General features: G+C 43.4%; 29 protein-coding genes and 1 pseudogene. 23 read left to right on the top strand and 7 right to left on the bottom strand.

The window, feature by feature from the left end:
• Nucleotides 1–11: 11 nt before the first annotated feature.
• Together NST22_RS19060 and NST22_RS19055 are read right to left on the bottom strand one after the other, a co-directional pair.
• Entirely contained in the window at nt 12–1202 is a 1191-nt protein-coding gene (locus NST22_RS19060; RefSeq protein ID WP_003227769.1) for an MFS transporter, read from the bottom strand.
• Nucleotides 1203–1223: 21 nt separating this feature from the next.
• Nucleotides 1224–1637, bottom strand: a complete 414-nt coding sequence (locus tag NST22_RS19055; protein WP_003227771.1) for a MarR family transcriptional regulator — start codon at nt 1635–1637, stop codon at nt 1224–1226.
• Nucleotides 1638–1861: 224 nt separating this feature from the next.
• On the opposite strand from NST22_RS19055, the gene NST22_RS19050 reads away from it, so the two are divergent.
• The 5 genes from NST22_RS19050 to flhP all read left to right on the top strand — a co-directional run bounded on the left by NST22_RS19050 (nt 1862) and on the right by flhP (nt 5253).
• A complete protein-coding gene (locus tag NST22_RS19050) occupies nt 1862–1972 on the top strand; it encodes a protein usd (protein ID WP_010886628.1) in 111 nt (36 codons plus the stop codon).
• A 14-nt stretch (nt 1973–1986) separates the two neighbouring features.
• Nucleotides 1987–2268 carry a sporulation transcriptional regulator SpoIIID gene (spoIIID, locus tag NST22_RS19045; protein WP_003221804.1) on the top strand — a complete coding sequence of 94 codons (282 nt, stop codon included), beginning with the start codon at nt 1987–1989 and terminating at the stop codon, nt 2266–2268.
• Between the two features lie 165 nt (nt 2269–2433).
• A complete protein-coding gene (mbl, locus tag NST22_RS19040; protein WP_003227776.1) occupies nt 2434–3435 on the top strand; it encodes a cell shape-determining protein Mbl in 1002 nt (333 codons plus the stop codon).
• Between the two features lie 162 nt (nt 3436–3597).
• Nucleotides 3598–4410, top strand: a complete 813-nt coding sequence (flhO, locus tag NST22_RS19035) for a flagellar hook-basal body complex protein FlhO (RefSeq protein WP_003244097.1) — start codon at nt 3598–3600, stop codon at nt 4408–4410.
• 33 nt (nt 4411–4443) lie between these two features.
• The gene (gene flhP, locus NST22_RS19030; RefSeq protein ID WP_003244381.1) at nt 4444–5253 is read left to right on the top strand and encodes a flagellar hook-basal body complex protein FlhP; all 810 of its coding nucleotides are present in this window, start codon (nt 4444–4446) and stop codon (nt 5251–5253) included.
• Nucleotides 5254–5275: 22 nt separating this feature from the next.
• Here flhP and rapD read toward each other — a convergent pair whose 3' ends face one another.
• Nucleotides 5276–6340, bottom strand: coding sequence for an aspartate phosphatase RapD (gene rapD / locus NST22_RS19025; RefSeq protein WP_003227782.1), 1065 nt, complete (start codon nt 6338–6340; stop codon nt 5276–5278).
• A gap of 191 nt (nt 6341–6531) precedes the next feature.
• On the opposite strand from rapD, the gene fabZ reads away from it, so the two are divergent.
• Together fabZ and mscL are read left to right on the top strand one after the other, a co-directional pair.
• A complete protein-coding gene (gene fabZ / locus NST22_RS19020) occupies nt 6532–6957 on the top strand; it encodes a 3-hydroxyacyl-ACP dehydratase FabZ (RefSeq protein ID WP_003221796.1) in 426 nt (141 codons plus the stop codon).
• Nucleotides 6958–7029: 72 nt separating this feature from the next.
• A complete protein-coding gene (mscL, locus tag NST22_RS19015) occupies nt 7030–7422 on the top strand; it encodes a large conductance mechanosensitive channel protein MscL (protein ID WP_003242893.1) in 393 nt (130 codons plus the stop codon).
• 46 nt (nt 7423–7468) lie between these two features.
• Here the strand turns inward: mscL and NST22_RS19010 are convergent, their stop codons facing one another.
• Nucleotides 7469–8305 (bottom strand): histidine kinase, encoded by an 837-nt coding sequence (locus NST22_RS19010; RefSeq protein ID WP_003227787.1) that lies wholly within the window; start codon nt 8303–8305, stop codon nt 7469–7471.
• Between the two features lie 259 nt (nt 8306–8564).
• On the opposite strand from NST22_RS19010, the pseudogene NST22_RS19005 reads away from it, so the two are divergent.
• Nucleotides 8565–8957 (top strand): annotated as a pseudogene (locus tag NST22_RS19005) (class A sortase); the annotation flags it as partial.
• Nucleotides 8958–9096: 139 nt separating this feature from the next.
• Here NST22_RS19005 and NST22_RS19000 read toward each other — a convergent pair.
• Nucleotides 9097–9507, bottom strand: coding sequence for a YwpF-like family protein (locus NST22_RS19000; RefSeq protein WP_003227794.1), 411 nt, complete (start codon nt 9505–9507; stop codon nt 9097–9099).
• Between the two features lie 174 nt (nt 9508–9681).
• Here NST22_RS19000 and ywpG point away from each other — a divergent pair, with 174 nt between their 5' ends.
• From ywpG to ywpJ, 4 genes are all read left to right on the top strand, one after another.
• Entirely contained in the window at nt 9682–10065 is a 384-nt protein-coding gene (gene ywpG / locus NST22_RS18995; protein WP_003227796.1) for a DynA interaction protein YwpG, read from the top strand.
• Between the two features lie 76 nt (nt 10066–10141).
• Nucleotides 10142–10483, top strand: coding sequence for a single-stranded DNA-binding protein SsbB (ssbB, locus tag NST22_RS18990; protein WP_003227798.1), 342 nt, complete (start codon nt 10142–10144; stop codon nt 10481–10483).
• A gap of 223 nt (nt 10484–10706) precedes the next feature.
• Complete coding sequence (gene glcR / locus NST22_RS18985; protein ID WP_003244075.1) at nt 10707–11483, top strand: transcriptional regulator GlcR; 777 nt, start codon at nt 10707–10709, stop codon at nt 11481–11483.
• A 5-nt stretch (nt 11484–11488) separates the two neighbouring features.
• Nucleotides 11489–12346 (top strand): phosphatase YwpJ, encoded by an 858-nt coding sequence (gene ywpJ, locus NST22_RS18980; RefSeq protein ID WP_003242946.1) that lies wholly within the window; start codon nt 11489–11491, stop codon nt 12344–12346.
• 125 nt (nt 12347–12471) lie between these two features.
• Here the strand turns inward: ywpJ and NST22_RS18975 are convergent, their stop codons facing one another.
• Both NST22_RS18975 and NST22_RS18970 read right to left on the bottom strand, forming a co-directional pair.
• On the bottom strand, nt 12472–15240 hold the full coding sequence (locus NST22_RS18975; protein ID WP_003227803.1) for a DEAD/DEAH box helicase: 2769 nt from the start codon (nt 15238–15240) through the stop codon (nt 12472–12474).
• Entirely contained in the window at nt 15227–16837 is a 1611-nt protein-coding gene (locus NST22_RS18970) for an SWIM zinc finger family protein (protein WP_003227806.1), read from the bottom strand. Before NST22_RS18970 ends, NST22_RS18975 begins: the two co-directional genes overlap by 14 nt.
• Nucleotides 16838–17040: 203 nt before the next feature.
• Between NST22_RS18970 and NST22_RS18965 the strand changes: the two genes are divergently transcribed.
• The 11 genes from NST22_RS18965 to NST22_RS18915 all read left to right on the top strand — a co-directional run bounded on the left by NST22_RS18965 (nt 17041) and on the right by NST22_RS18915 (nt 25543).
• The gene (locus NST22_RS18965) at nt 17041–17184 is read left to right on the top strand and encodes a hypothetical protein (RefSeq protein ID WP_003242876.1); all 144 of its coding nucleotides are present in this window, start codon (nt 17041–17043) and stop codon (nt 17182–17184) included.
• 233 nt (nt 17185–17417) lie between these two features.
• Nucleotides 17418–18164 (top strand): protein-tyrosine kinase activator TkmA, encoded by a 747-nt coding sequence (gene tkmA, locus NST22_RS18960; RefSeq protein WP_003227811.1) that lies wholly within the window; start codon nt 17418–17420, stop codon nt 18162–18164.
• Entirely contained in the window at nt 18154–18867 is a 714-nt protein-coding gene (gene ptkA, locus NST22_RS18955) for a tyrosine-protein kinase PtkA (RefSeq protein WP_003244182.1), read from the top strand. The genes tkmA and ptkA overlap by 11 nt, the downstream gene beginning before the upstream one ends.
• Before the next feature lie 52 nt (nt 18868–18919).
• Nucleotides 18920–19684, top strand: a complete 765-nt coding sequence (locus NST22_RS18950; protein WP_003227815.1) for a tyrosine-protein phosphatase — start codon at nt 18920–18922, stop codon at nt 19682–19684.
• 194 nt (nt 19685–19878) lie between these two features.
• Entirely contained in the window at nt 19879–21201 is a 1323-nt protein-coding gene (gene uglF / locus NST22_RS18945) for a UDP-glucose 6-dehydrogenase UglF (RefSeq protein ID WP_003243223.1), read from the top strand.
• A 191-nt stretch (nt 21202–21392) separates the two neighbouring features.
• Complete coding sequence (locus tag NST22_RS18940; protein ID WP_003244223.1) at nt 21393–22178, top strand: YwqG family protein; 786 nt, start codon at nt 21393–21395, stop codon at nt 22176–22178.
• A 49-nt stretch (nt 22179–22227) separates the two neighbouring features.
• Nucleotides 22228–22353, top strand: a complete 126-nt coding sequence (locus NST22_RS18935) for a hypothetical protein (protein ID WP_119123079.1) — start codon at nt 22228–22230, stop codon at nt 22351–22353.
• Nucleotides 22354–22569: 216 nt separating this feature from the next.
• Nucleotides 22570–22992: a DUF5082 family protein gene (locus NST22_RS18930; RefSeq protein ID WP_003242741.1), complete on the top strand. Its 423-nt coding sequence runs from the start codon at nt 22570–22572 to the stop codon at nt 22990–22992.
• A gap of 9 nt (nt 22993–23001) precedes the next feature.
• On the top strand, nt 23002–23262 hold the full coding sequence (locus NST22_RS18925; protein ID WP_003221757.1) for a YwqI/YxiC family protein: 261 nt from the start codon (nt 23002–23004) through the stop codon (nt 23260–23262).
• Nucleotides 23263–23280: 18 nt separating this feature from the next.
• Entirely contained in the window at nt 23281–25089 is a 1809-nt protein-coding gene (gene ywqJ / locus NST22_RS18920; RefSeq protein ID WP_003243987.1) for an LXG family T7SS effector putative deaminase YwqJ, read from the top strand.
• Nucleotides 25079–25543: a toxin-antitoxin system YwqK family antitoxin gene (locus NST22_RS18915; RefSeq protein ID WP_003243602.1), complete on the top strand. Its 465-nt coding sequence runs from the start codon at nt 25079–25081 to the stop codon at nt 25541–25543. The genes ywqJ and NST22_RS18915 overlap by 11 nt, the downstream gene beginning before the upstream one ends.
• The last annotated feature ends 9 nt before the right edge of the window (nt 25544–25552 follow it).

Raw genomic sequence — 25552 nt, 5'->3', positions numbered from 1 at the left:
AGTCTGACAAGTTATTCTGCAATAGACACTTTTCCTTCAGCCTCTGCAGGTTTTTTCTGGCTCCACGTGTAGAGAAGCAGAGCAATTAAAACGAACAGCCCCGCTGTTAAATAAATGGCAGAGAAGCCGGCAGATGCTACAAACAATCCGAATACATACGATCCTACAGCAATTCCGCTGTCAAAGAAGGTAAAGAACGTTGCCGTCGCAAAACCGGAGCGGTGAGCCGGAGATTTCTGAATCGCCAATGTTTGCATGCAAGGAACGATTGATCCGTAGCCAAGACCGATAACCGCCCCTGAAAGCAGAAGCATTAAGCCGCTATGTGTGAAGGACAGCATGCAGAGTCCGACAGAGAAAATCAGGATTGATGGATAAATGACAATGCCCGGTCCGACTTTGTCGAACAATTTCCCTGTGAACGGGCGTGCAATCATCATTGTCACCGCAAAACAAACAAAGAAATATCCGCTGATATCCGAAAGGTCAACTGATTTGGCGAATACAGACAGATATGATGTGACTGTTGAATAACAGAAAGAAATAAACAAACCGACCGTCGCAATTTTGAGTGCGCCCTTTTCAAACATATCCGAGAACGCAAAACGGAATACAGTCGTGCCGCTGTCCTTACTTTGCGGCACTTTTATCAAGAACGAAACAAGTAAGCCCGCAACCATAAACAGCGCAAAGGCTGTAAAGAATACAGGAAAGCTTACCACTCTCATCAAATTCAGGCCAAGGAAAGGCCCGATCGCCATAGCGAGGTTCATAGACATGGCAAAGTATCCAAGCCCTTCACCGCGCCGTTTGGCTGGAATAATATCAGCGGCAATTGCACCTGTAACAGTCGTTAAAATGCTGAACCAAATCCCTTGGAAGAACCGCAATCCGAGCAGCAGGGAAAAGTTATGAATCGGCATATACAGAAAAGATGATAGGGCGAAGAGCGCCATTGATACAATCGCCATTCTTTTCTTCCCGAAACGCTCAACGATGGCTCCGGAGAAAGGCCGTGTAATGATCGCAGACAGAAGGAACAGGCTGATTAAAAGCCCGCCTTGTGATTCTGTGCCGCCAAGCTCTTGCAGTGTATAGATCGGCAATACAGTTAAAAATGTATAAAAGAACACAAACACAAATAAATTGACAAGCAGGACCATAATAAAATCCTTGGTCCATATCGCATCCGCTTTTTTCAAATGTATGTCACTTCCTTATTTTCATTGTTGTAAAAACATGCGGAATAAATGAGAAAAAGCTTCTTTATCTTCATCCCGGAAATCTGCAAGCAGCTCTTCCTCGAATTTCAACATTTTCACATTGATTTCTTCGTATTTTTTCTCGGCTTCTTTTGTGAGGACAACAAGTTTTTCCCGTTTGTCTTCACCTTGCCGTCTCTGAACCCAGCCGTTCTCCTCCAGGCGTTTGATCGTCCGAGTCACAGTCGGCGCTTCCACATTTAAATAGGACCAAATCTCTTTTTGAGTCATTGGTCCGATCGTACGCAAACAATATAAAACTGACCATTGAGATGAATAAAGGCCGAATGGCTCTAGCTGTTCATTGGCTTTCTTGGCAATCAGGCGGGCGCTTTGGTTGATTTGATGAATGAGGTGTCTGTTGACGTAGGACATGTCGGTCTCCTTCTAAAAAACTTACCTAAGTAACTAATTGCTTATTTCATTTTACAGGAGCGATCAATAGTTGTAAAGATGAAAATTTAGTGACGCGAAATAGTTTGCTGAATCTGAAAAAGTTCGTTTCACCCCTTGTCCTTATTGAGTTTTTAGCATATTCCCAAAAGAATGCTAATACACTGTTACAAACCTAACAAAGAGAGTGTTTGAGGTGAGGGATCGTGGGCATATTTCACAAACTTACTTTTAAAACCATACAACGAAGAAGCGGCATAATGAACGACTCTTTACAGAATACGGATCTCATTTCACACTTCTCACATCCATTTTAGGGAGGTCGAGTGGTGTGCACGATTACATCAAAGAGCGAACAATCAAGATAGGGAAGTACATCGTGGAGACAAAGAAAACCGTTCGTGTCATTGCGAAGGAATTTGGTGTTTCCAAAAGTACAGTACACAAGGATTTAACAGAGCGTCTGCCTGAAATTAACCCCGACTTGGCAAACGAAGTGAAAGAAATACTCGATTATCATAAATCCATCAGGCATTTAAGAGGAGGAGAAGCGACAAAGCTCAAATATAAAAAAGATGAAATTCTCGAAGGAGAGCCTGTTCAGCAATCGTAATCACCTGGCATTGCCTTCTTGAAATCGTTCATAAAACATCCGCAAAAATTTGTAAAGAACTTATTGTGCTTCCAACTTTTTTTCTATATTTTATGATAATATATATAATTAGGGCACAATGTGGATATTTACTGTGAAACAGATTTTCAAGGAGGATATAAATAGATGTTTGCAAGGGATATTGGTATTGACCTCGGTACTGCAAATGTACTGATCCATGTTAAAGGTAAAGGAATTGTTCTGAATGAACCTTCCGTTGTTGCACTTGATAAAAACAGCGGCAAAGTGCTGGCGGTTGGCGAAGAGGCAAGACGAATGGTTGGACGTACACCTGGGAATATTGTTGCGATTCGCCCGCTGAAAGACGGAGTTATTGCTGACTTTGAAGTAACAGAAGCAATGCTGAAACATTTTATTAACAAGCTGAATGTAAAAGGCCTGTTCTCAAAGCCGCGCATGCTCATTTGCTGCCCGACGAATATTACATCCGTTGAGCAAAAAGCAATTAAAGAAGCTGCAGAAAAAAGCGGCGGGAAACATGTGTACCTTGAAGAAGAACCTAAAGTTGCCGCTATCGGCGCGGGTATGGAAATATTCCAGCCAAGCGGTAACATGGTTGTAGACATCGGAGGCGGGACGACGGATATCGCGGTTATTTCAATGGGCGATATTGTCACCTCCTCTTCTATTAAAATGGCTGGGGACAAGTTTGACATGGAAATCTTAAATTATATCAAACGCGAGTACAAGCTGCTGATCGGCGAACGTACTGCGGAGGATATTAAGATTAAAGTCGCAACTGTTTTCCCAGACGCACGTCACGAGGAAATTTCCATTCGCGGACGGGACATGGTTTCCGGTCTTCCAAGAACAATTACAGTAAACAGTAAAGAAGTTGAAGAAGCCCTTCGTGAATCTGTCGCTGTTATTGTTCAGGCTGCAAAACAAGTGCTCGAAAGAACACCGCCTGAACTTTCTGCTGATATTATTGACCGCGGCGTTATTATTACCGGCGGAGGCGCGCTCTTAAACGGCCTTGACCAGCTGCTTGCTGAAGAGCTGAAGGTACCGGTCCTCGTTGCTGAAAATCCTATGGATTGCGTAGCCATCGGCACAGGTGTCATGCTTGATAATATGGACAAGCTTCCTAAACGCAAACTAAGCTGATTTCACAAACCTCATTCTGAAAAAGAATGAGGTTTTTTTATGAAAAAGCCTTCACGAAAAGATGTTAAATGACGATAATAGGATAAAATACTGAGTTTTTATTATAGAACGAACGTTCCTATATGACAACTGGAAAAAATGCCATTTTTAGAGGTGGGAAATTTGTTAAAAGGATTATATACAGCAACATCCGCAATGATTGCCCAGCAGCGAAGAACGGAAATGCTTTCAAATAATATTGCTAACGCAAATACATCAGGATATAAAGCTGATCAAGGCTCTATGCGCGCGTTCCCTGAGATGCTGCTCAGCAGAATAGAATCAAAATCTCCGGCCGGGACATCAAGGACGGAAATCGGTTCCGTGAATACCGGAGTATATATGCAGGAGCTCAAGCCTCTCTTTACACAGGGAAGCCTGAAGTCCACAGACCAGCCTACAGACATTGCATTGATCGAAAATCAAGTTCCGATGAGTGCGGAAACCAATGAAAAAGCTGCTCTTTTTTATCCGGTTCAAACAGCGGATGGAATCCGTTATTCAAAAAGCAGCACATTTTCACTAAATGAGAACAATCAGCTGACGATCAACGGACGCCCTATTTTATCGACGGATCGCCAGCCAATCACTGTTGATAATGAGAATTTCACTGTGTCTGAAAACGGTACTGTGACAACGAACGGACGCACAGCCGGCCAGATTGATGTCAGAATGGCGGAAGATGTCCGCAATCTCAAACGGGACGGAAATGATTTGTACAGCACGGCGGACGGTAATGATCTGCCAAGCGCAGCCGGAAATAATCAGGTAGCCTATTCATTAAAACAAGGCGTCTCAGAGCTTTCAAACGTGGATGTGACAAGCGCCTATACAGAAATGACTGAAGCGTACAGATCGTTTGAGGCGAATCAGAAGGTTATTCAGGCTTACGATAAAAGTATGGATAAAGCAGCAAATGAAATTGGAAAAATTTAAGAAAACGGAAGAAAAAAACGGGGGACATCAACTATGCTCAGGTCAATGCTAACGGCATCAACAACCTTAAACCAGCTGCAGCAGCAGATTGACACAATCAGCAGCAACCTTTCAAACAGCAACACAACCGGCTATAAGGCAAAAGATACGAATTTTTCTGAGCTTGTCAGACAGCAATTCGATCAGGTTGATGAAAAAAACGAGGAAGTGGCAAAAGCCCGAAAAACGCCGCCCGGCTTGCGCCTTGGCGTCGGAGCGATGATGAGTTCACGCCTAGTCTCTGATCAAGGAAGCATTCAGAAGACCGATCGCGATCTGGATATCGCATTTACGTCTCCATACCAGTATCTTCAGGTAAATGTAAATGGAAACCGCCAGTATACGAGGGACGGGGCGCTGTATGTAACGCCGTCCGCTGCGAATGCCAACCAGCTGCAGCTCGTCACTGGAAATGGGTATCCCGTACTTGATGAGAACGGCAATACAGTGAACATCGACAGCTCAATGAAGAATATCACCATTAATAAGAACGGCACCTTAACCGCATCTGACGGAAACGCGGTTCAGCGGTTTAATCTTGGCGTTGTCCAAGTGAATAACCCTCAAGAGCTGAAATCCGAAGGGAATAACCTTTTCTCTATTGATAATGCGGCAGCTTTTGAAGAGCTGAACGGCGCTAATAGACAAAACATCGGCATGCAGCAGGGCTCACTTGAGATGTCCAATGTCGATATTTCAGAACAAATGACAGATTTGATCACGTCCCAGCGTTCATATCAGCTGAACAGCAGAACGATCACAATGGGAGATCAAATGCTCGGTTTAATCAATTCAGTCAGATAATAAGAAAATGGGCGTTTTTCAATCAGCCGCGCATGATAAAAAAAGCGGCTTTTTCGAAATCGTCCTTTTTTTTGTAGTATTCCGTAATATCTTCTAACAGCACTTCTAAATCCACCCACGCCTCGATTTTTTCTAATTCAAGCACATATTCGAGCAGCTGCTCATAAGGGTCTTCGGCTGATGTGTAGAGGGCTTCAAGCGTTTTTAATTTTAAATAAATGGTTTGAATGTCTACCTTTTCAGATAATTCTTTTCCTTTTTGAAGGACGGCTTTAGCTTCTGTGATGTTCCCTGTTTTAAAAAGCGCTCTGACAGACTCGTACACACAATGAAGATATGAGACTGGTGAATTCATTTCAAATTCTTGATTCTTTAATACTTTTCTAAAGTAAAGAAGCGCTTCCTGGTCTTTTTTCTCGGTCGCTTTTAAAAAGCCAAGGTTATAATAAGCGTGGCATAGCAGGTTTTCGTCATGTAGTTGCTGGGTTTTCTTAATGATTTCTTTGAAAAGCTGTTCAGCTTTTTCATAGCGTTCTTGATCAATATAATTCACGGCGAGCAAAAGTTTACAGGTGATTACCTTTTTGATATAGCCGAATTGGTGCAAATAGATGTGTAATGCTTTTTTGACGTATTGGACGGAAAGCGGCGGTGATTTCATCAAGTAATAGGCGCCGGCGGTTTGATAATATAAATCAGCGGCTTCAAACGTATTGTGAATGGCGGCCAGGTACTGTTCAGCTTTTTTAAAATGATGTACTGCATGTTTCGGAGCTGTTTTTACCATCTCATATAACCCAGAGAAAAAATACAGATAATATTTCAATTCATCATCCATTTTGTCTTCCAGGCCATATAGGCCATCGAACAATGAATCGAGTCCGTTCTGGTTTTCAAAAAGCAGCTGATGGCGGGCCTGAAACAATTGATAACGCATCCAAAGTTTTGTGTTCTTTTTGATCTTTGGAAGGTGCTGATCAATTTTCTCTTTCAGTGTGCAAACGTGATTCATTTTGCGTTTGCTCATTGCGGAATACCACTCGTCTAACATGTTTAGCATTCTTTTTTCAATAAACTTCGAAATCATTTTCCTACCTCTTTGCTATTGGTAAAATCTATAATTATCATATCATAACTTTTGACGGCTCTCATTGACAGTTGGTTACATTTTAGCGCGGTTGAAAAAGAGATTAATTCATAATATACTTTTCAAATGTACAGATTGGATCTTTGATGATTGCTATACATACTAATGCAGATGAAGGAGATGTCAAGACAATGCTTGATACTCAGCAAATTAAAGAAATTATTCCTCACCGTTATCCGTTTTTGCTTGTGGATCGGATTACGGAAGTTGAAGAGGGCAAACGGGCAAAAGGCTATAAAAATGTAACCGCTAATGAAGAGTTCTTTAACGGACATTTTCCTCAGTACCCGGTTATGCCCGGCGTATTAATCGTAGAAGCACTCGCTCAAGTCGGAGCTGTTGCGATGTTGATTAAAGAAGAAAACCGCGGCAGACTGGCTTTTTTTGCAGGCATTGATAACTGCCGCTTTAAAAAACAAGTCAAGCCTGGTGACCAGCTTCACCTTGAGGTTGAAATCATTCGTGCCCGCGGCACAATCGGGCGCGGAAAAGGCGTTGCCACAGTTGATGGCGAAGTCGTTTGCGAAGTAGAACTGACTTTTGCCCTCGGAGAATAATTGAAAAAAGGCAGATGGCCAGCGGCACATTTGTCTTTTTTTCTTTACAAATATAGAAAAGCAGGTGATTGTATGTGGAATGAATTTAAAGCCTTTGCCATGCGGGGGAATATCGTAGACCTTGCGATTGGTGTTGTGATAGGCGGCGCTTTCGGAAAGATCGTCACATCTCTAGTAAATGATATCATTATGCCTTTGGTCGGTTTGCTGCTGGGAGGGCTTGACTTTTCAGGCCTGTCGTTTACGTTTGGCGATGCTGTAGTGAAATATGGCAGCTTTATACAGACGATTGTGAACTTCTTAATTATATCGTTCTCCATTTTTATCGTCATTCGGACTTTGAATGGGTTAAGGCGCAAAAAAGAAGCAGAAGAAGAGGCTGCGGAGGAAGCGGTGGATGCGCAGGAGGAGCTGCTGAAAGAAATCAGAGACCTGCTGAAGCAGCAAGCAAAGTCGCCGGAATAAAAAAGATGCCGTTAGAAACGGCGTCTTTTTTTATCTCAATTTTCGTTTAGGTTCGTTCTGTGTCCTTCAGTTCTTTAGGGCTTCCTGTTGTTTCAGCGAGATGAATGAGCATTGAGACAGAGGTGCCTGCATCCGGAGTGCTGCTGATCATCAACTCGCTTCCGCAAAAATGTTTCAGCCGCTGATTGATATTTTTCAATCCGACGCTGCGATCAAAATCCGTTGATAAGAGATCTATTTGTTTTTCCGGAGTTATCCCGGGACCGTTATCCTCTACTTTGATGTGATACTCATTTTTGCTTTGTTTTTTAGCTGTCAGTTTGATCCATCCTCCGCCTCTTTTCTTGCTGACACCGTGAAGAACGGCATTTTCCACCAAGGGCTGAATCATTAAAGGCGGAAGGATAAAGTCAATGTCTTCATCTATATCGAAAAGAACCTCAAGCCGATTACTGAATCGCGTCTTTTCTATAGAAAGATAGGAATTGATAATCGAAAGCTCATGTCTGAAGGAACTGATGGCTGATGTATTTTGAAAGTCAAAACTCATTCTTAAATAGTTGGTAAATTCCTCTGTTACCTCCCGGGCCTTTTCAATATCCAAATGAGTGAGAGAAATAATCGTGTTTAATACATTATAAAGAAAATGAGGCTTGATTTGCGACTGGAGAAACGCCATTTCCATTCTTGTGGCTTGATTTGCTGTATGTTTCATCATTATCAGGTTTTGAATACGCGCCATAAATTCAGAGTAATGATAGGGTTTTTGCAAAATGTCATTCGCTCCGGCATGAAAAGCCTTGTATTTGTCATGGCCGATAATGGCAGCTGTAATGATCAGAACCGGAAGATCAACCATGCTGAATCGTTCGCGAATTTTCATACAGACTTCGAAACCAGTCATATCCGGCATCATCAAGTCACAGCTTCAGGCCTTGCACCGGGACAATACGCTTTTGTTGAAACGAAAGCGCCAGCCGGTTATGTGCTGAACACTGAGAAAATAGAGTTTGAGATTTCTGATTCCTCTGAAGGAAAGCCTGAAGCTACAGATGCCGGGATCGCCATTAAAGCATTCCAGTCAAGTGGAGAACGTCGAAAGCACGTGAAATATACTTATTTTTACTTCACAATCAAGGCGGCGGATAACAATTAAAAGTGTCGATCTGGAGCTTCCGATCGTAAAAGGCACAACCAATGAAAATCTTTTGATAGGGGCGGCAACAATGCGCCGGGATCAAAAAATGGGTGAGGGAAATTATCCGTTGGCGGGCCATCATTTGAAGCAAAAGAATCTTCTGTTCGGACCTCTGGAAAACATAAAAACAGGTGCCCAAATTGTCATCACGGATTTTAAAAAGGATTATATCTATTCTGTAACATCGAAAGACATCATATCGGAAATGGATGCAGATGTAGTTGAGGAGACAAACAAAAAGGAGATTACGTTAATCACATGTGACAAGGCGGTCAAAACCGAAGGGCGCCTCGTTGTGAAAGGGGAATTGGTTGATTCTTTTGGCCATACAAATTAAATATGCAAGAGTGAAAGCACGAAGAGAAAAGCTGCCGTTCAAAACGGCAGCTTTTTTCATGCAGAACATATCTATTCTAAATGTCTATTGTGATGCTCTTCGGTTCTGAGTCTGTTTTGGGGAACATGCCCCCTCATATTTATAATTTTTGCTTAAATGCCTCAATGAGTTTTGTTCCTGTATAGCCCTCTTTTACAAGGGACTCGAGAATGGTTTCAGTGCCCTGCTGTTTTCTTGTGACCATTTGTCCGTAGAGTAAAACCTGAATGCTTTCTTCCAGCTTGACGATATTTTTCACTGCTGCTGTCAGCTGGGCGGGGCGATTGCTTTTTTTCGTGATCGTTACAAATACTTTGGCTTCAGATTGGCTGTTTTGAAGCTGTTCAAAAAAAGACAGATGTTCTTTCTGTACAAGCGCCTCAATCAGCCAGTGATTTTCACCGTCTTCTTTATTTATAATCAGTCCGTCAATAAGGGGAAACTGTTCAATTGATTGTTCTTCCTTGTCCACTCGTTCCACATTCAGGTCAACCAGTTTAAAGGTTTTCATTTCTTCTCACCCCGATTACTTCCAAAGTTTTCTTGCCTTCCATTATAACATAAACGTTTTCGAGGAAAAAATCCTGCAATGTTGGGGCTAAAGAATTTTGTATGAGCGAAACATTTAATAATTTCTATTTTTTCATTATACTGTAACTGACTATGGATTACGGAGAGATGTGGTATGAATCAATTTCGTTTAAAAGAAATTTATATTGACGGCGTTCCTTCTGAAAGTCATTTGATTCAAAAGGAAGTAACATATATGTTAAGCCGTAAAGAAGTGTTTGAGGTTCATCTGAACAAAAAAGGAAGAATAAGTTTTTTATACGAAACACAAGATGGCATGGAGCAGTATAAAATCAAGCTGTCAATGCCGGAAAAAAAATTGAGCTTTCAGTGGTTTGCGTGGGATGGCTCTTCCTATGTGCGCATGAATACGCAAAACTGGCTGACAAAGCAAATCTTTTTCCGTTTTTTAAAAAGTACATATTTCTTCAAAGGAAAAAAGCAAAAGATGTTTTTAGCTGAAGGAAAAATGAAAACGAAAGATAAAAACAGAGGCTGAAAGCCATTTTTAAGCGTTTTTCTTTTCTTGTTGCATCATTTACAATACATACAACCGCAAGGAGAGGAGGAATCGCATGTTCAATCAGGTCATGCTTGTCGGACGTCTTACAAAAGATCCTGATCTTCGCTACACTTCCGCCGGTGCGGCAGTTGCACATGTTACGCTCGCGGTGAACCGCAGCTTCAAGAATGCTTCAGGTGAAATCGAAGCTGATTACGTCAATTGCACACTTTGGAGAAAAACAGCTGAAAACACGGCGTTGTATTGCCAAAAAGGTTCTCTCGTCGGCGTAAGCGGACGGATTCAGACAAGAAGCTATGAAAACGAGGAAGGCGTTAACGTGTATGTAACAGAAGTGTTGGCTGACACTGTTCGTTTTATGGACCCTAAACCCCGGGAAAAAGCTGCTGATTGACACCCCTGCTCCTCCCGTTATCTATCCATTCACTATTATCCGGATCTTCGCATCATCCCCTCAAAATTGACCAGTCGACCAGACTGGTTCTTTCTTTTTGCCTACTTAGGAAAAATTGGTTCTCTCGACGCATTTTTACTTAAAATCACTTATTAATGTTGAATAAAATCAAATAAAAACTTATAATTACTTATAAATGATTGCTGAGAAAAGGAATGAGGGCGTGTACCAAGAAGAAAGATTAGTAGCGATTTTGGATTTTTTAAAACAGCATAACCGAATTACAACGGAGCAGATCTGTACGCTCCTGCAAGTGTCAAGGGATACAGCGCGACGAGATCTTGTGAAACTTGAGGAACAGAATGCCATCATCCGCACAAGAGGCGGCGCCATTTTACCGACTGTGCATCAGAAAATTCAAAGCTATTCCGGCCGCCTGAAAACAGTGTCTGAGGAAAAAAATAAGATCGGCAGGCTTGCAGCATCGCTTATTCATGATGGAGACCGGGTGATTTTAGACGCCTCTACAACTGTTCAGGCATGTGCAAAGCATTTGAATGCGGTTGATTGTACCGTAATCACCAATTCGATTAATCTTGCGGATGTGCTGTCCGATAAAGAGGGAATTGAAATTTATCTGCTGGGAGGCAAGCTGGAAAAGGAGCACCGCTTTCTGTACGGGTCCTCTGTGATTGAAAAGCTCTCAAGCTACCATGTTGATAAAGCGCTGATTGGTGTGGTCGGCATTTCCGAACATGGCATTACAATTGCGCATGAAGAGGATGGCATGGTGAAGCGGAAAATGATACAGCAGGCAAAGCAGGTAATTGCGCTTGCAGACCATTCTAAGCTGGGCAGCACCAGTTTTTATCAGTATGCGGAGCTGAATGAAATCGACCTCTTGATTACAGACAGGCTGCCGAATCAGGCATTTTGTGACTTGCTTGACCGAAACGGCGTTGAGCTTCTCGTGACAGAGCAGGATGAAGGAAAGGACTGACAAACGTGAAATTAATTGCGATTGACTTAGATGGAACCTTACTCAACAGCAAGCATCAGGTAAGCTTGGAAAATGAAAACGCACTGCGGCAGGCGCAGCGGGACGGCATTGAAGTGGTGGTGTCAACTGGGCGCGCTCATTTTGACGTCATGTCAATCTTTGAACCGCTGGGGATCAAAACATGGGTCATCAGTGCAAACGGCGCCGTCATTCACGATCCCGAGGGCAGGCTTTATCATCACGAAACGATTGATAAGAAACGGGCGTATGACATTCTCTCATGGCTTGAGTCGGAAAACTATTATTATGAGGTATTCACAGGTTCAGCGATTTATACGCCGCAAAACGGCAGAGAACTTCTTGATGTTGAGCTCGACAGATTCAGAAGCGCAAATCCGGAAGCGGATCTTTCTGTCCTTAAGCAGGCGGCCGAGGTGCAATACAGCCAATCGGGCTTTGCTTACATTAACTCCTTTCAAGAGCTGTTTGAAGCCGATGAGCCAATCGATTTTTACAATATTCTCGGCTTTTCTTTCTTCAAAGAAAAGCTTGAGGCAGGCTGGAAAAGATATGAGCATGCCGAAGATTTGACGCTTGTCAGTTCGGCTGAGCACAACTTTGAGCTTTCTTCCCGCAAAGCTTCCAAGGGGCAGGCGCTGAAGAGGCTTGCAAAACAGCTGAATATTCCGCTCGAGGAAACTGCTGCTGTAGGTGACAGTTTAAATGACAAATCGATGCTGGAGGCTGCGGGAAAAGGTGTAGCGATGGGCAATGCCCGGGAAGACATCAAATCGATAGCCGATGCTGTCACCTTAACCAATGACGAACACGGTGTCGCACATATGATGAAACATTTGTTGTAAGTATATGTGCTGCCACAAAAGCGCACCCTGTTGATAACCGGCGTAACGGATTTTTTGGAAATTCGGCGTGACGGCTATGAACGGAAAAAAGCTGGCTCTTTTAGAGCCAGCTTTTTTAGTCATGATTATTGCGCTGTAGCGCTTAATGTAAACAATTCTTCGAGCTCCTGTGTGGAAAGCTCGGTAATCCAGTTTTCACTTTGGATAATTTGATCGTTCAGGGTTTGCTTGGATTCAAGCATGACATCAATTTTTTCTTCGATTGTTCCTGTCGTAATCATTTTATGAACGTGGACAAAGCGCTCCTGGCCTATGCGGTATGCACGGTCAGTCGCTTGATTTTCAACCGCCGGGTTCCACCATCTGTCATAATGGATGACGTGATTGGCGGCGGTCAAATTAAGTCCGGTGCCTCCAGCTTTGAGTGAAAGAATCAGTGTCGGATATTCTTTCCTTTGAAATTTCTCAACGAGTGTATCCCGCTCTTGCTTGGAGAGACTCCCATTTAAAAATTGCACAGGTTCCCCGAACGTTTTTTCAAGCAGCCGCTTCATCATGTTCCCCATCTGAATGTATTGCGTGAAAATCAGGCAGCTTTCGTTTTGGGCGCGGATCGCTGTCATCAGTTCCAGCAATTTTTCGAGCTTGACTGATCTGCCGGCCAGCAGCTCGGTTTGCTCTTCCTTTAAATAAAGCGCGGGATGATCGCATATTTGCTTGAGCCGTCCAAGCATGCTGAGGATCAGCGCTTTTCGCTGCATGCCGGTCAGGGATGTCATATGGTCAAAAGTGTCTTTGACGAGCTGCTCATAAAGGGATGCCTGCTCGGCTGACAGAGGGATAAATTCTTTTTCTTCCAGCTTCTCAGGAAGATTAAGCGCGACCTCTTCATCCCGTTTCGTCCGGCGGAGAAGGAATGGCCGGATTAATTGCTGAAGCTGTCCGATTCTCTTTTCGTCCCGGTCTTTTTCGATCGGCAGCACATAGCGTTTATGGAAGCCGGTCAAACTGCCGAGGTAGCCTTTATTCATGAAGTCAAAAATAGACCACAGCTCAGTCAGTCGGTTTTCCATCGGCGTGCCGCTCAGCGCGATATGGTGAAGCCCCTTCAGCTTCCTGATTGCGCGTGATTGCTTCGTATGCGCGTTTTTAATATTTTGCGCTTCATCAAGGCAGATCGTGTTCCATGTCACAGAAGAAAGCTCTTCAGTATCGGCATGTGACAGACCGTATGAAGTGAGCACCACGTCTGCGTTTTCATAATGCGCGGCGAAATCATCACCCTTTGGCCGGCGCGGCCCATAATGGAGCGCGACAGACAGATCAGGGGCAAAGGTTTGAAGCTCCCGCTGCCAGTTGCCAAGTACGGATGTCGGCGCAATAATCAAATGAGGCGTTTTTTGTCGGCCGCTTTCCTTCACGTGAAGGAAATAGGCGATCATTTGAATCGTTTTCCCAAGCCCCATATCGTCAGCCAGACAGGCGCCAAAACCGCTTTCCCGCAGAAACAGCAGCCAGTTCATGCCGTATTTCTGATAAGGGCGGAGCGTTCCTTTGAAAGAAGGACTGACTTTGTGCTCCGGCAGGTTTTCCGCGGCAGTGAGCTTTCGAATCAGTGACCTGAGCTGTTTAGACAGATCAAACTGAATGCCGGCAAAAGCAGATGTATCAATCAGGTCCGAATCCTCAAGTCCGCCATCCTGCTGATCCATTAGCTCCCGCGCCAGAATATCAGACATGTGGAGTCCCTCTGATTCTGCTTTTTCCATCAGGCGTTTCATCTGTTTGATAAACTGCGGATCGATTTTAACCCATTGCCCGCGGATATTAACAAGGCGCCTGTTGCTGGCGACAAGCTCATTAAATTCAGCCTCAGTCAGTTCAATTCCATTTGTCGCAAACCGCCAGTTGAAATCAAGCAGTGCATTCATGCCGACAAATGACTCGCCGCGCGGGGAGGAAGACACCTTTGCTTTCAGCATCATGTTGCTGTCTCTGACAATCTGCCACCAGGACGGCAGGAGGATTTCTACCCCCATATCGACAAGCGTCTCACTTGCTTCTGACAGGAAGATCCAGGCTTCTTCCTCCGAGATCAGCGTTGTCCCGGAATCAAACGACAGCCACGGAACCGTTCTGTGAAAGCGGTCCTGCTCACGCGCGATTTTATCGCTGTACGCCTGCCACGATTTTTTGAGGCTCTTCAGTCCGTCAAAGAATTCTACAGCACCGCTCTTTTTATCGCGTAAAAACATCTCGATCTTCCATTCGTCTCCGTCAAAGTCCGGTTCATTTAAGCGCAAGCCGACAGTAAATGGAGATTGATCGTCAATCCAGCCAATGCCTTCCAGAAAATCCTCTTCATCAAGAAAATGGCCACGGAATGTCGTAACCGCAGGCGATTTTTCCTTGATATGTTCCCATTTCTCCCGCAGGTCATCGTCGTACTGGATGTAATCCTGTACGGCAGCGGAAAACCATTCCGCAGTAAAGCCTTCCAGTATATTATCGCGGTCCTTCCAGCGAAAAACACCGTTTGTCCATGCGTCATAGTCAGGCATAAAATCGCCGTCCGCGATAAATTCATAGATGGTCGATGCCGCCTCGATCAGCGGCTCCGTTTCTTCTGTAAGCTGCACGGAGCTGAATGAGTTGAACGAGTTTTTGCCGAGAAGCTCTACAGTCATCCATGGAGATAGAAGGACAGCAGTCGTCCCGATGAAGCTGACATCCTCTAGAAAGGTTCCGTAAAATGAGGATTCATGCCATTGGAACAAATGCTTTTTCATATGGCTGTAGGGAAGAGGCTGCTCATTCTCATCAAAGGCTGAGAGCGTAAATGACCCATCTTCCATTTGTTCGACGTGGATGAGAATTTCTTTAAGACTCGCCATCAATCAACTTTCCTTTCTGCAGTTCTTCTTGAAGCGCACGCAGGCGCTTGTAATGCGAGCTCAGCAGCTGAATATACCGCTCCCACACCTTCTGCTTTTTCGCTTTTTTGTACAGGGTGCGCAATTTTTTCAAATACCGGGCGGCTTCCTTGTACGAGCTACGGTTCTTCTGATCAATGAAAAAAGCCACTTCTCTATGGTAAGCCGGTATAAGCGCCTCAGGGTCGCTCGCTGCAATTTCCTTGAGCATCATTTTATCCATTTCATTGATGGAAAAGCCGACAAGGCTATGAATTTCAATCCACTCGGCATAGCGTTTTTTTTCATATAAATGATGGCTGTATTCTGTGAACGTATACGGCAGACAGCCCGCGGCAAAGCGCTCAAACAGCGCTTGATCATTGGTTTGCTGCACATAGGCATTCAACAGAAGGAACAGCTCGCCGATCACATCGCGAATCTCTTTAAACGGCTTATCCAGCTTCGTATAACCCATCGCAATTGGTTCAATTTGCTGGTACCATGTTTTAAGCCGTTTCCAGTCCTTCTTGGCAGTCATTTCACTCAGCCATTGGAATGTATAAGGGAGCGCTTCCGGCGGGAATTGATCCGCTTCCTCAAAAATAACGTCATCATTTTTTTGCAGGAATTCCAAATGCAGGCGCCCGAATTGCAATTCGGGAGAAAAACGCCGTCCTGCTTCTTTTTTCAATATCTCCTGTTCGCGTGCCACCCATTTTGGCCGCGACAGCAGCGCACTCCAAATTTCACCGAAGACGCGGATGCGTTCATATTGGAAAATTTCTTCTTTCAACAGCAAATGCCGGATAACATCCGGTGTTTTATCCAAAAACGGATCAAGCGCAAAAGACAGCGCGTACGTTTTTAATTTATCAATAGAGCTGTAGATTGTATCCATCAGCTGTTCAACGTACGGATTGAGGGAATAAAAATCTTGTTCGGGGTTTAGCTTGCCCGCTTCAATCAATGTGAACATGCGAAGCCAAACCGCAATCGCGGAATGAATCTGATACAGGCTTTTCAGCTCCGGCTTGTTCGGCGCATGTTTTTTTAATGCGGACAGGTAGCCGTAATAGAGGCCCTGCATGTTTTGGCTGCCTTCTGGCGTACGTGCCTGCCAGAGAGAAAACTCTGAATCAAAAAAAGCAAGCCAGCTTGAAAGTGATTCTTCATTAGGCAGCACCTTTTCCTGAAACTGGCGGCGGACGAGCTCTTTGCTTTCCTCAAGCTTTTCCCTCTCCAGCCAATACTCTGTAAAAGTACCCACTCGCTCGAACATTGCATATACATATAAAAACACAGCCAGCATATGGCGGCAGATTCTTCCGGACGGACATGAACAGCCGCTTTTGACTATGACAAACAAGTTCAATGTGACCCGCACAGGCACAACATCCTGCACGTAAGCCGTAACTTCCGTCGGACTCACTGCTTGTAAACGATAGACTGAATCCTGCCGATATAAAATAAGGGCTTTTTTGATCAGCTGAACATTTTCCTCATTGTAAGGAAGAAGTTCTTTTAACTGTTCAGCAGATGCCAGCACATCGTCTTTGGAAATCATATTCTGAAGCATGATTATCGCTCCTAACCGAGTCACGTAATAAAAAGATCCAATTTCTCTATTATATCGCAACACATCGGCCTTAAAAAGTTTTTCCTAAAAAAGGACATAAAAAATAGGATGTGTCGAATGATGTATTAGAGATTGCAAATTGATAACCAGCATCATATAATAATCGTGTTTTCAACTTAATGGAAGCTGAAAGGAAAAAAAAGATGAGTGAAAAGAAATTGAATCAAGAAGAATTTCTGAAAATTTTGATGCATGCACATGAAATTGGTGAGCAGTCATCTGAGATGACGACGAAGGAAATGCTTGAAAATTTGATTTCTCATATTAAAAATGGATATGCAACATAAAAATCCCGCACGCCTTTAGCGGGATTTTTTTATGCGAGAGAACGTGACTGCCCGAATAAGAGAAAATGAGACAGCACTGTCAACACAGTAAATATAGCGCTTACATAAAAAGTACTAACATAACGCATTGTAAAAAAATGTCGAATTATGTCACGTGAAAAGCTGGAGAAATGCGGTTTCAACGTTGTATAATCGTAGATGGAAAAGGATGTTATAAGAGATTTGGAGGTATCATGGGAGAATCTACAAGCTTAAAAGAGATATTATCAACGTTAACAAAACGCATACTTTTGATTATGATTGTAACCGCGGCTGCCACTGCTGCCGGCGGACTCATTAGTTTCTTCGCACTTACACCCATCTATGAAAATTCAACTCAGATTCTGGTCAACCAATCGAAAAATGAACGAAAAGAAGTCCAATTTAACGATGTCCAAACCAATCTTCAGTTAATCAATACGTACAATGTCATCATTAAGAGCCCTGCCATCTTAGATGAAGTCATTAAAGAAATGGGCCTGTCGATGACATCCCAAGAACTGAATGACAAAATTACCGTATCCAGCGAACAGGACTCCCAAGTGGTCAACATATCAGTCAGGGATGAAAACGCGGAAACAGCGGCTCATATTGCCAATACTATAGCATCTGTTTTTCAAGACAAAATCACATCCATTATGAATGTTGACAATGTCAGCATTCTGTCAAAAGCCGAGGTTTCAGAACACCCGTCCCCTGTATCGCCAAAGCCGCTACTAAACATTGCCATCGCGTTTGCGGCCGGATTGGCGGGAAGCATCGGACTGGCCTTCCTGCTTGAGCATTTGGATAATACGATCAAATCGGAAGAGCAGCTCGAATCCTTGCTGGACATACCTGTTTTAGGGACAGTTTCCACCATTGCGAATGAGCAGAAAACAGCAAAGACCTTACAGGGTTTCCAATCTGAAAAAACGGGGAGTGGACATTTTGGCGCTTAGAAAAAACAGAGGCTCGCGGATGCAGAGAAATGTCATTGCAATGACAGAGCCGAAATCCTTGAACTCTGAACAATATCGGACGATTCGCACGAATATAGAATTTGCTTCAGTGGACCGGCAAATGAAATCAGTCATGATTACATCGGCTTGTCCGGGGGAAGGAAAATCAACAACGGCCGCCAACCTGGCTGTCGTATTCGCCCAACAGGGAAAAAAAGTGCTCCTGATTGATGCTGATTTGCGAAAACCAACAGTACATACGGCTTTTTTTCTTGAAAATACGGTTGGCTTAACATCTGTTTTATTAAAGAAAAGCTCTATGGAGCAGGCTGTACAAGCATCGAATGAAAAACATCTTGACGTGCTGACGAGCGGCCCGATCCCGCCAAACCCGGCCGAGCTTCTCTCCTCGAAGTGGATGAAGGAGCTTGCATACGAAGCGTGTGCGGCATATGATATGGTCATTTTTGATACGCCGCCTATTCTTGCCGTAGCAGATGCACAGATTTTAGGCAACGTGGCAGACGGTTCTGTTCTGGTTATTTCAAGCGGGAAAACAGAAAAAGAACAAGCCGCAAAAGCGAAAGAGGCGCTTGCAACGTGCAAAAGCAAGCTCCTTGGGGCGATTATGAACGGCAAAAAGCTTTCGAAGCACTCTGAATACGGATATTACGGAACCAAGGACAATTTCATGCAAAAATAAATAACGTGCATCGTGCCCGTTATTTATTTTTGCGAAAAAAGGGGGCTAGGACATGATCGATATTCACTGTCACATTCTTCCCGCAATGGATGACGGGGCAGGTGATTCGGCCGACAGCATAGAAATGGCAAGAGCAGCTGTTCGTCAGGGAATCCGGACGATCATTGCGACACCTCATCATAACAACGGTGTGTATAAAAACGAGCCAGCCGCAGTCAGAGAAGCAGCAGATCAGTTAAACAAACGTTTAATCAAAGAAGACATTCCTTTACATGTGCTTCCGGGACAGGAAATCAGAATCTACGGCGAGGTGGAACAAGACCTTGCCAAACGTCAGCTGCTTTCGCTGAATGATACAAAATACATCTTGATTGAGTTTCCGTTTGATCACGTTCCCCGATATGCGGAGCAGCTTTTTTATGATTTGCAGCTGAAAGGATATATTCCGGTTATCGCCCATCCTGAACGCAACAGGGAAATTCGCGAAAACCCGTCCTTGCTGTATCATCTTGTGGAAAAAGGAGCAGCATCTCAGATTACTTCAGGAAGTCTTGCGGGGATCTTCGGCAAGCAGCTGAAAGCATTTTCTCTCCGGCTGGTTGAAGCCAATTTGATCCATTTCGTAGCCTCAGATGCCCATAATGTGAAAACGAGAAATTTTCACACTCAAGAGGCTCTTTATGTTCTAGAGAAAGAATTCGGCTCGGAACTTCCTTATATGCTGACGGAAAATGCAGAGCTTCTCCTGCGGAATCAGACCATCTTCAGACAGCCTCCGCAGCCGGTCAAAAGAAGAAAATTGTTTGGTTTTTTTTAACAGCCGATTCTCATTTCACCACTTTCTTTTTGAGAGCGATATAATAGTGTATTGTATGGTTGAATCACATTTCAGAAATCTGTACAGGCTGTACCCGACAGGCTATGCGGGAGATCATTCGCATTCATGATAGGATGTTCTCATACGATATTACGGAAGCTGCAAAGCAGCAATTTAACTGTTGGAGGGAAACAATGAATATAACAGTCATCGGAACAGGCTATGTCGGTCTTGTGACAGGTGTTTCTCTTTCTGAGATTGGACATCATGTAACCTGCATTGATATTGACGCTCACAAGATTGATGAAATGAGAAAGGGCATTTCCCCCATATTTGAACCAGGTCTTGAAGAGCTGATGAGAAAAAATACAGCTGATGGACGGCTGAACTTTGAAACGAGCTATGAGAAAGGCTTGGCACAGGCAGACATCATTTTTATAGCGGTCGGCACACCGCAGAAAAGCGACGGGCACGCCAATCTGGAGCAAATTACAGATGCGGCCAAACGCATCGCAAAGCATGTCAAACGAGATACAGTCGTGGTAACGAAAAGCACAGTGCCCGTTGGGACAAACGATTTGATTAATGGACTGATTACTGAACATCTAGCGGAGCCTGTCAGTATTTCGGTCGCATCCAATCCGGAATTTTTGCGTGAGGGGTCGGCGATCTATGATACCTTTCATGGTGACAGGATCGTGATCGGGACGGCCGATGAGAAAACAGCAAATACGCTGGAGGAGCTCTTCCGTCCGTTTCAAATCCCGATTTACCAAACGGATATCAGAAGCGCCGAGATGATCAAATATGCCTCAAATGCTTTTCTGGCCACTAAGATCAGTTTTATAAACGAAATTTCGAATATATGTGAAAAGGTCGGCGCCGATATTGAAGCAGTCGCATACGGGATGGGACAGGATAAGCGGATCGGGAGCCAGTTTTTAAAAGCGGGCATAGGCTACGGCGGCTCTTGTTTTCCAAAGGACACAAACGCCCTCGTGCAAATTGCCGGCAATGTCGAGCATGATTTTGAACTGCTGAAATCCGTTATCAAAGTCAACAACAATCAGCAGGCGATGCTGGTTGATAAAGCGCTGAACAGGCTCGGTGGGGTGACGGGAAAAACGATTGCCCTTTTAGGCCTGTCATTTAAACCGAATACCGACGATATGAGAGAAGCGCCGTCAATTGTTATTGCAGACCGTCTCGCTGCGCTCGACGCCCGTATCAGAGCCTACGATCCCATTGCAGTTAGCCATGCAAAGCATGTTCTCCCGCAAGCTGTTGAATATAAAGAGACGATCGAGGAAGCTGTCAAAGGGTCTGACGCCGTCATGATTTTAACCGACTGGGCTGACATTAAACAATTCCCGTTAGCGGCTTATCAGGATTTGATGGAAACGCCGCTCATATTTGACGGCAGAAACTGCTACACATTGGATGAGGCTTTGGCTGCAGGAGTGGAGTATTATTCTGTCGGACGGAAGGCGGTTGTTCCGTCAGGTGCAATTCAATAGATGAAAAAGAAAGGCTGGTTGCGCACCAGTCTTTTTTTCATCTATTGCGGGGTGCTGAATACATTTGCTACTATTTAACTATTGTTTGGAAAATTATGCAGAAGTAGGGCTTCTTTAAACATTCGTTTGAAAAACATTAGAAGAAAACCAGAAAATAAAACCTTGGAGATGCCGGAAAAGGAGAGAATCTGATGAATCATCTGCCCGAAAAAATGAGACCGTACCGCGACTTGCTGGAGAAATCAGCGAAAGAATACGTGAAACTGAATGTGAGAAAGGGGAAAACAGGACGATATGACAGCAAAATTGCCGGTGATCCCTATTTCCCCAAGCATGAAACATATCCGACTGACGAAAATGGACAGCCGATGAAACTTCTGGCGCAGATTAATTTCTCGCACATTCCCCAGCTTGACGGCTACCCTTCTTCAGGTATCCTGCAGTTCTACATTTCTGTTCATGATGACGTCTATGGATTGAATTTTGACGATCGATGTGAACAAAAGAATTTCAGAGTGATCTATTTTGAAAATATCGTAGAAAACGATGACGAGCTTGTTTCTGATTTTTCATTTATTGGCACAGGCGAATGTGATTTTCCGATTTTATCAGAAGCGGCAGTCGAGCCTGTGAAATCTTCGGAATGGGTGCTGCCTACAGATTTTCAATTTGAGCAGTATACGGGCATGGAAACAATGGAGTTCTTTGGTCAGTTCGGCGAGGATGAAGAAGACATTTATAATGAACTGGCTGAAAACGGATTTGGCCATAAAATTGGCGGATACGCTTCTTTTACCCAGCATGATCCCCGGGAATACGCATATAAAGAACACACCATCATGCTGTTACAAATTGATTCAGACGATGATATCGATTCAATGTGGGGAGACGTCGGCATCGCCAATTTTTTCATCACACCTGAAGATCTAAGGAAAAAAGACTTTTCAAACGTTCTGTACAACTGGGACTGCAGCTAATACAAGCTTTTGATCCAAAGGGTCAGAAGGGGGGAATAATAGAAGCCAAATGACAAAATCAGACATGGCCGACCAGATGAAGAACATAAACATGAACAATAAGCTCAGCGCCGAAAGAGGCAGATCAACAACATCTGCCTCTTTCAAGTGCCTTTATAACTATGACATTAGGTGATTTCATTTTATAAAACGCTTTTATTAGCTGTATAACGAACAAAAACAAGATCAAATACCTACATTTCAAGAGCGTTATATGCCTAAATTAAGCCATTTACCCTATTTAAGCCGCCTTCTGGCTATTTTAAAATATAATATATGGAAATAAAGTATGGAAAAGTCTATCTTCATCAGCCCCTCCATACGACTTTTTGAGTATTAAGAGGTGATTCAGATGGGTTATGAAAGTATGCTAGCGGATATCAAAAGTTCGCTCAACGGAAAAATTTCAGACGTGGAAGACAAGATCGAAAAGCTGAAAAAAGCAAAAAAGGACATAGACACACTGCAAGAAGAGGCAATCACTGAAATCAAAGAAATTGTGAAACCGGAATTGGGCAAGCATTGGACGGGAACAAAAGCCGATGATTTCGACAAGGGAAGAGAAGAGGCGAAATCGGAAGCATCTAAGATTGTGAATGATAAATATAACGAGTATATGGCTTCGATTAACGGGAAAATTTTTGATCTTGAATGGGATAAAGCTAAATATGCATCGGAATTGTTCATAGCAAATGGTGCAGCAGATCTTCTTAAAAAGGGAGAAGAGTTCGCGGAAGAAGTCGGAAATACAATTAGTAAACTAAAATGGTGGTGATCTTTTTTTATGTCAGAAATTAAGCTGAAGTACGACACAGTCATCAAAACATTAGATTCTGTCAAAGATGCGCTTGCTGACGTATCAATCGGCGCCGCAGGATCCAACGGAAAAAACAGCCTCGATTATACGAAAAAATACCATGAGCGTGAGGAGAACATCAAAACCATGCTCGGAGATTACAAAAAAGCGGTACAGAAAAATATCGAGGATACAAAGGATAACGTAGATTCACTCAAAGAGCAGGACGAGGCGATAGCGGTAAAATAGAACAGAAAGGGCAGTGCGATGAGTAAAGTATTTGAATCAAAATCTTTAATCGAAGAAGCGAAGAGCAGAAAAAAGCAATATGAGACGCTTGAAGAGCAGCTGAATACGCTGAAAAAAGCGTTTCAGGGAGTTGCCGATTTAGGCGATAATTTTAAAGGAAATGGCGCGGACAATATTAAAGATTTTTTTCAGGGACAGGCAGAAATCGTAGACAGCTGGCTGACGCTTGTCTCTGCTCAAATTGCGTTTTTAAACGGCATTTCAGGAGATATTAAAGATCAAGAACTGAATGATTCATATGTGGAAACTTCTTTTTTGGATCATGAGCTGCCCAATGGAGACCTGAAAGCCTCAGAGATTGTCTCCGCTCATAAAGAAGAAATCGATTCTATTTTGTCAGGCATCAGCGATATTATTGATCTCGACATGTACACGCTTGACGACTATGCAGATAAGATGGGCGATGCCCAAAAAATCAGACGTGATACAATCACAGCTGTCGATAAGCTTGATGAATCCCTGACCACTGAATATCAAAATTTAGAATCTCTGGACAACGCAGTGCTCACCAAATATTCTGTTCTCATGCAGGCCACCAGCAATGGGAAGAGCGCATCCCCTATGTACTATGACAAAAAAGCCTTCCACAGCAATGAAGTCTACAAAAGCGTCATTGAAGTAGAAAATCAAGGAACAACCTATATCGATGCAAAAACCCAGCAAGCAGAAGCAAGACGGCTCCAGGAAAAAGCCGAGGAAGAAGCAAACAAACCGTGGTACGAAAAAACATGGGATGGAGTTTGCAACTTTACTGGAGAAGTCACTGGCTATTATGATTATAAAAGAGCAACCGAAGGCGTTGATCCGGTTACCGGAGAAAAACTCTCCACCGCGGAGCGTGTGACAGCAGGAGCTATGGCCGCTGCCGGATTCATACCAGTCGTCGGCTGGGCAGGCCGGGCCTTCAAAGGCGGAAAAGCCATCTACAAAACCGGAAAAGCAGCTATCGCTGCTGAACACGCATTAGACGCCTACAAAACAGGCAAATCCTTAGACATTCTCAAAATGACAGAAATGGGCGCATACGGCCTTGTTGCGTCAAACGGATTCTCAGAAGCTGTCACAGGCCGGGATATGTTCGGAAACAAAGTGTCTGAGGAGAAGCGGAAGCAAGGGGCGCTGGAAGCTATTACTATTATTGGTGGAGCAGGATTGGCACACTACTTTGATCGGTTGTACCAAAAAAATGCTCCATATGTCAATAAAGTGAGTAATGAAAGCCTTATTAGCAATATTGCTAAGACTACTGAAGAAAAACAAACTAGGCTTCAATATTTAAGAAATAAGCATGGTGTATTGTCTAAAGAAGATCTTCACCATCGAATAAATCTAAGGGCAGAAGTACTAAACGAACTTAGTAGAATTAAATCTTCTGGTCTAACTAAAAAACAAAGAGGCCCTGCGGTAGCTGGTGTATTGGACAAAAAAACAGGCAATTATTATTTTGGAATAAACAATATAGATGGGAAGCCACCTAAGGTACTACATCCACTTATTCATGATAGAATTGTAAATATGCCTACAGAACTTAAAGAAGGTTATATAAAGACGTCAGGGGCGGGTTCTCATGCCGAAGTTAATGCTCTAAATGAAGCGTTACTTCAAAGACCTGATGCGGATTTAAAAGATTTAATGGTATATGTAGTAAGTGCTAGGAAAATAAATAAAAAGATGCCAGAAGGTGTCCCAATGCCTAGATGTCCACATTGTGAATATATAACTCAAAATACAAATTATATACCGGAGGCTTTAAAGTATGGAAAATGAATATGATATGAAGAGTATAAAAGAAAAGGGAGTGGACTTTGAGGATTTATGGTTCTCTTCGGTAAGTGATGAGATTTTAGATAATCCTGAAGACGAAAATGGCCAGCCGTTTACAGGGCTGGCTTACGAATTATATCCAAATGGTCAAATCATCTATTTTACTAAATATAAGAATGGTCTGGCCCATGGTTTAACATGTGAATTTTATGAAAACGGGAATAAAAAAAGTGAAAAAGAATACCGATATGGGCAATTGCACGGTATAAGCATAATTTGGTTTGAAAATGGCAGGAAAAAAAGTGAGCAACAGTATGAGCATTCCATACTAATTTCTGAAAAGAATTGGGATGAAGAAGGCAATCTATTAAATAAGTACGAGATAGATACAGATAGTCCTCATTTTGAAATACTAGAATCGAGAAGAGAGACTCACATTAATTTAGGTCGAGAGTGAGCAATCGTT

Origin of the sequence: Bacillus sp. PS237, from assembly GCF_037963345.1 — a bacterium.
GTDB classification, from domain to species: Bacteria; Bacillota; Bacilli; order Bacillales; family Bacillaceae; genus Bacillus; species Bacillus subtilis.
The sequence above is the reverse complement of the archived record's forward strand: the minus strand, read 5'-3'. Positions and strand labels throughout refer to the sequence as shown.

Coding starts and splice junctions, on each gene's coding strand:
- flhP (WP_003244381.1), top strand. CDS start 4,444: ATGCTCAGGTCAATGCTAACGGCATCAACAACCTTAAACCAGCTGCAG.
- ywpG (WP_003227796.1), top strand. CDS start 9,682: ATGAATCAATTTCGTTTAAAAGAAATTTATATTGACGGCGTTCCTTCT.
- rapD (WP_003227782.1), bottom strand. CDS start 6,340: ATGATTTCGAAGTTTATTGAAAAAAGAATGCTAAACATGTTAGACGAG.
- NST22_RS19010 (WP_003227787.1), bottom strand. CDS start 8,305: ATGAAAATTCGCGAACGATTCAGCATGGTTGATCTTCCGGTTCTGATC.
- ywqJ (WP_003243987.1), top strand. CDS start 23,281: ATGAGTAAAGTATTTGAATCAAAATCTTTAATCGAAGAAGCGAAGAGC.
- tkmA (WP_003227811.1), top strand. CDS start 17,418: ATGGGAGAATCTACAAGCTTAAAAGAGATATTATCAACGTTAACAAAA.
- NST22_RS19000 (WP_003227794.1), bottom strand. CDS start 9,507: ATGAAAACCTTTAAACTGGTTGACCTGAATGTGGAACGAGTGGACAAG.
- fabZ (WP_003221796.1), top strand. CDS start 6,532: ATGCTTGATACTCAGCAAATTAAAGAAATTATTCCTCACCGTTATCCG.
- NST22_RS18965 (WP_003242876.1), top strand. CDS start 17,041: ATGAGTGAAAAGAAATTGAATCAAGAAGAATTTCTGAAAATTTTGATG.
- NST22_RS19055 (WP_003227771.1), bottom strand. CDS start 1,637: ATGTCCTACGTCAACAGACACCTCATTCATCAAATCAACCAAAGCGCC.
- NST22_RS18975 (WP_003227803.1), bottom strand. CDS start 15,240: ATGGCGAGTCTTAAAGAAATTCTCATCCACGTCGAACAAATGGAAGAT.
- mscL (WP_003242893.1), top strand. CDS start 7,030: ATGTGGAATGAATTTAAAGCCTTTGCCATGCGGGGGAATATCGTAGAC.
- NST22_RS18935 (WP_119123079.1), top strand. CDS start 22,228: ATGACAAAATCAGACATGGCCGACCAGATGAAGAACATAAACATGAAC.
- NST22_RS18915 (WP_003243602.1), top strand. CDS start 25,079: ATGGAAAATGAATATGATATGAAGAGTATAAAAGAAAAGGGAGTGGAC.
- NST22_RS18930 (WP_003242741.1), top strand. CDS start 22,570: ATGGGTTATGAAAGTATGCTAGCGGATATCAAAAGTTCGCTCAACGGA.
- uglF (WP_003243223.1), top strand. CDS start 19,879: ATGAATATAACAGTCATCGGAACAGGCTATGTCGGTCTTGTGACAGGT.
- NST22_RS18940 (WP_003244223.1), top strand. CDS start 21,393: ATGAATCATCTGCCCGAAAAAATGAGACCGTACCGCGACTTGCTGGAG.
- mbl (WP_003227776.1), top strand. CDS start 2,434: ATGTTTGCAAGGGATATTGGTATTGACCTCGGTACTGCAAATGTACTG.
- NST22_RS18925 (WP_003221757.1), top strand. CDS start 23,002: ATGTCAGAAATTAAGCTGAAGTACGACACAGTCATCAAAACATTAGAT.
- ssbB (WP_003227798.1), top strand. CDS start 10,142: ATGTTCAATCAGGTCATGCTTGTCGGACGTCTTACAAAAGATCCTGAT.
- NST22_RS18970 (WP_003227806.1), bottom strand. CDS start 16,837: ATGCTTCAGAATATGATTTCCAAAGACGATGTGCTGGCATCTGCTGAA.
- NST22_RS18950 (WP_003227815.1), top strand. CDS start 18,920: ATGATCGATATTCACTGTCACATTCTTCCCGCAATGGATGACGGGGCA.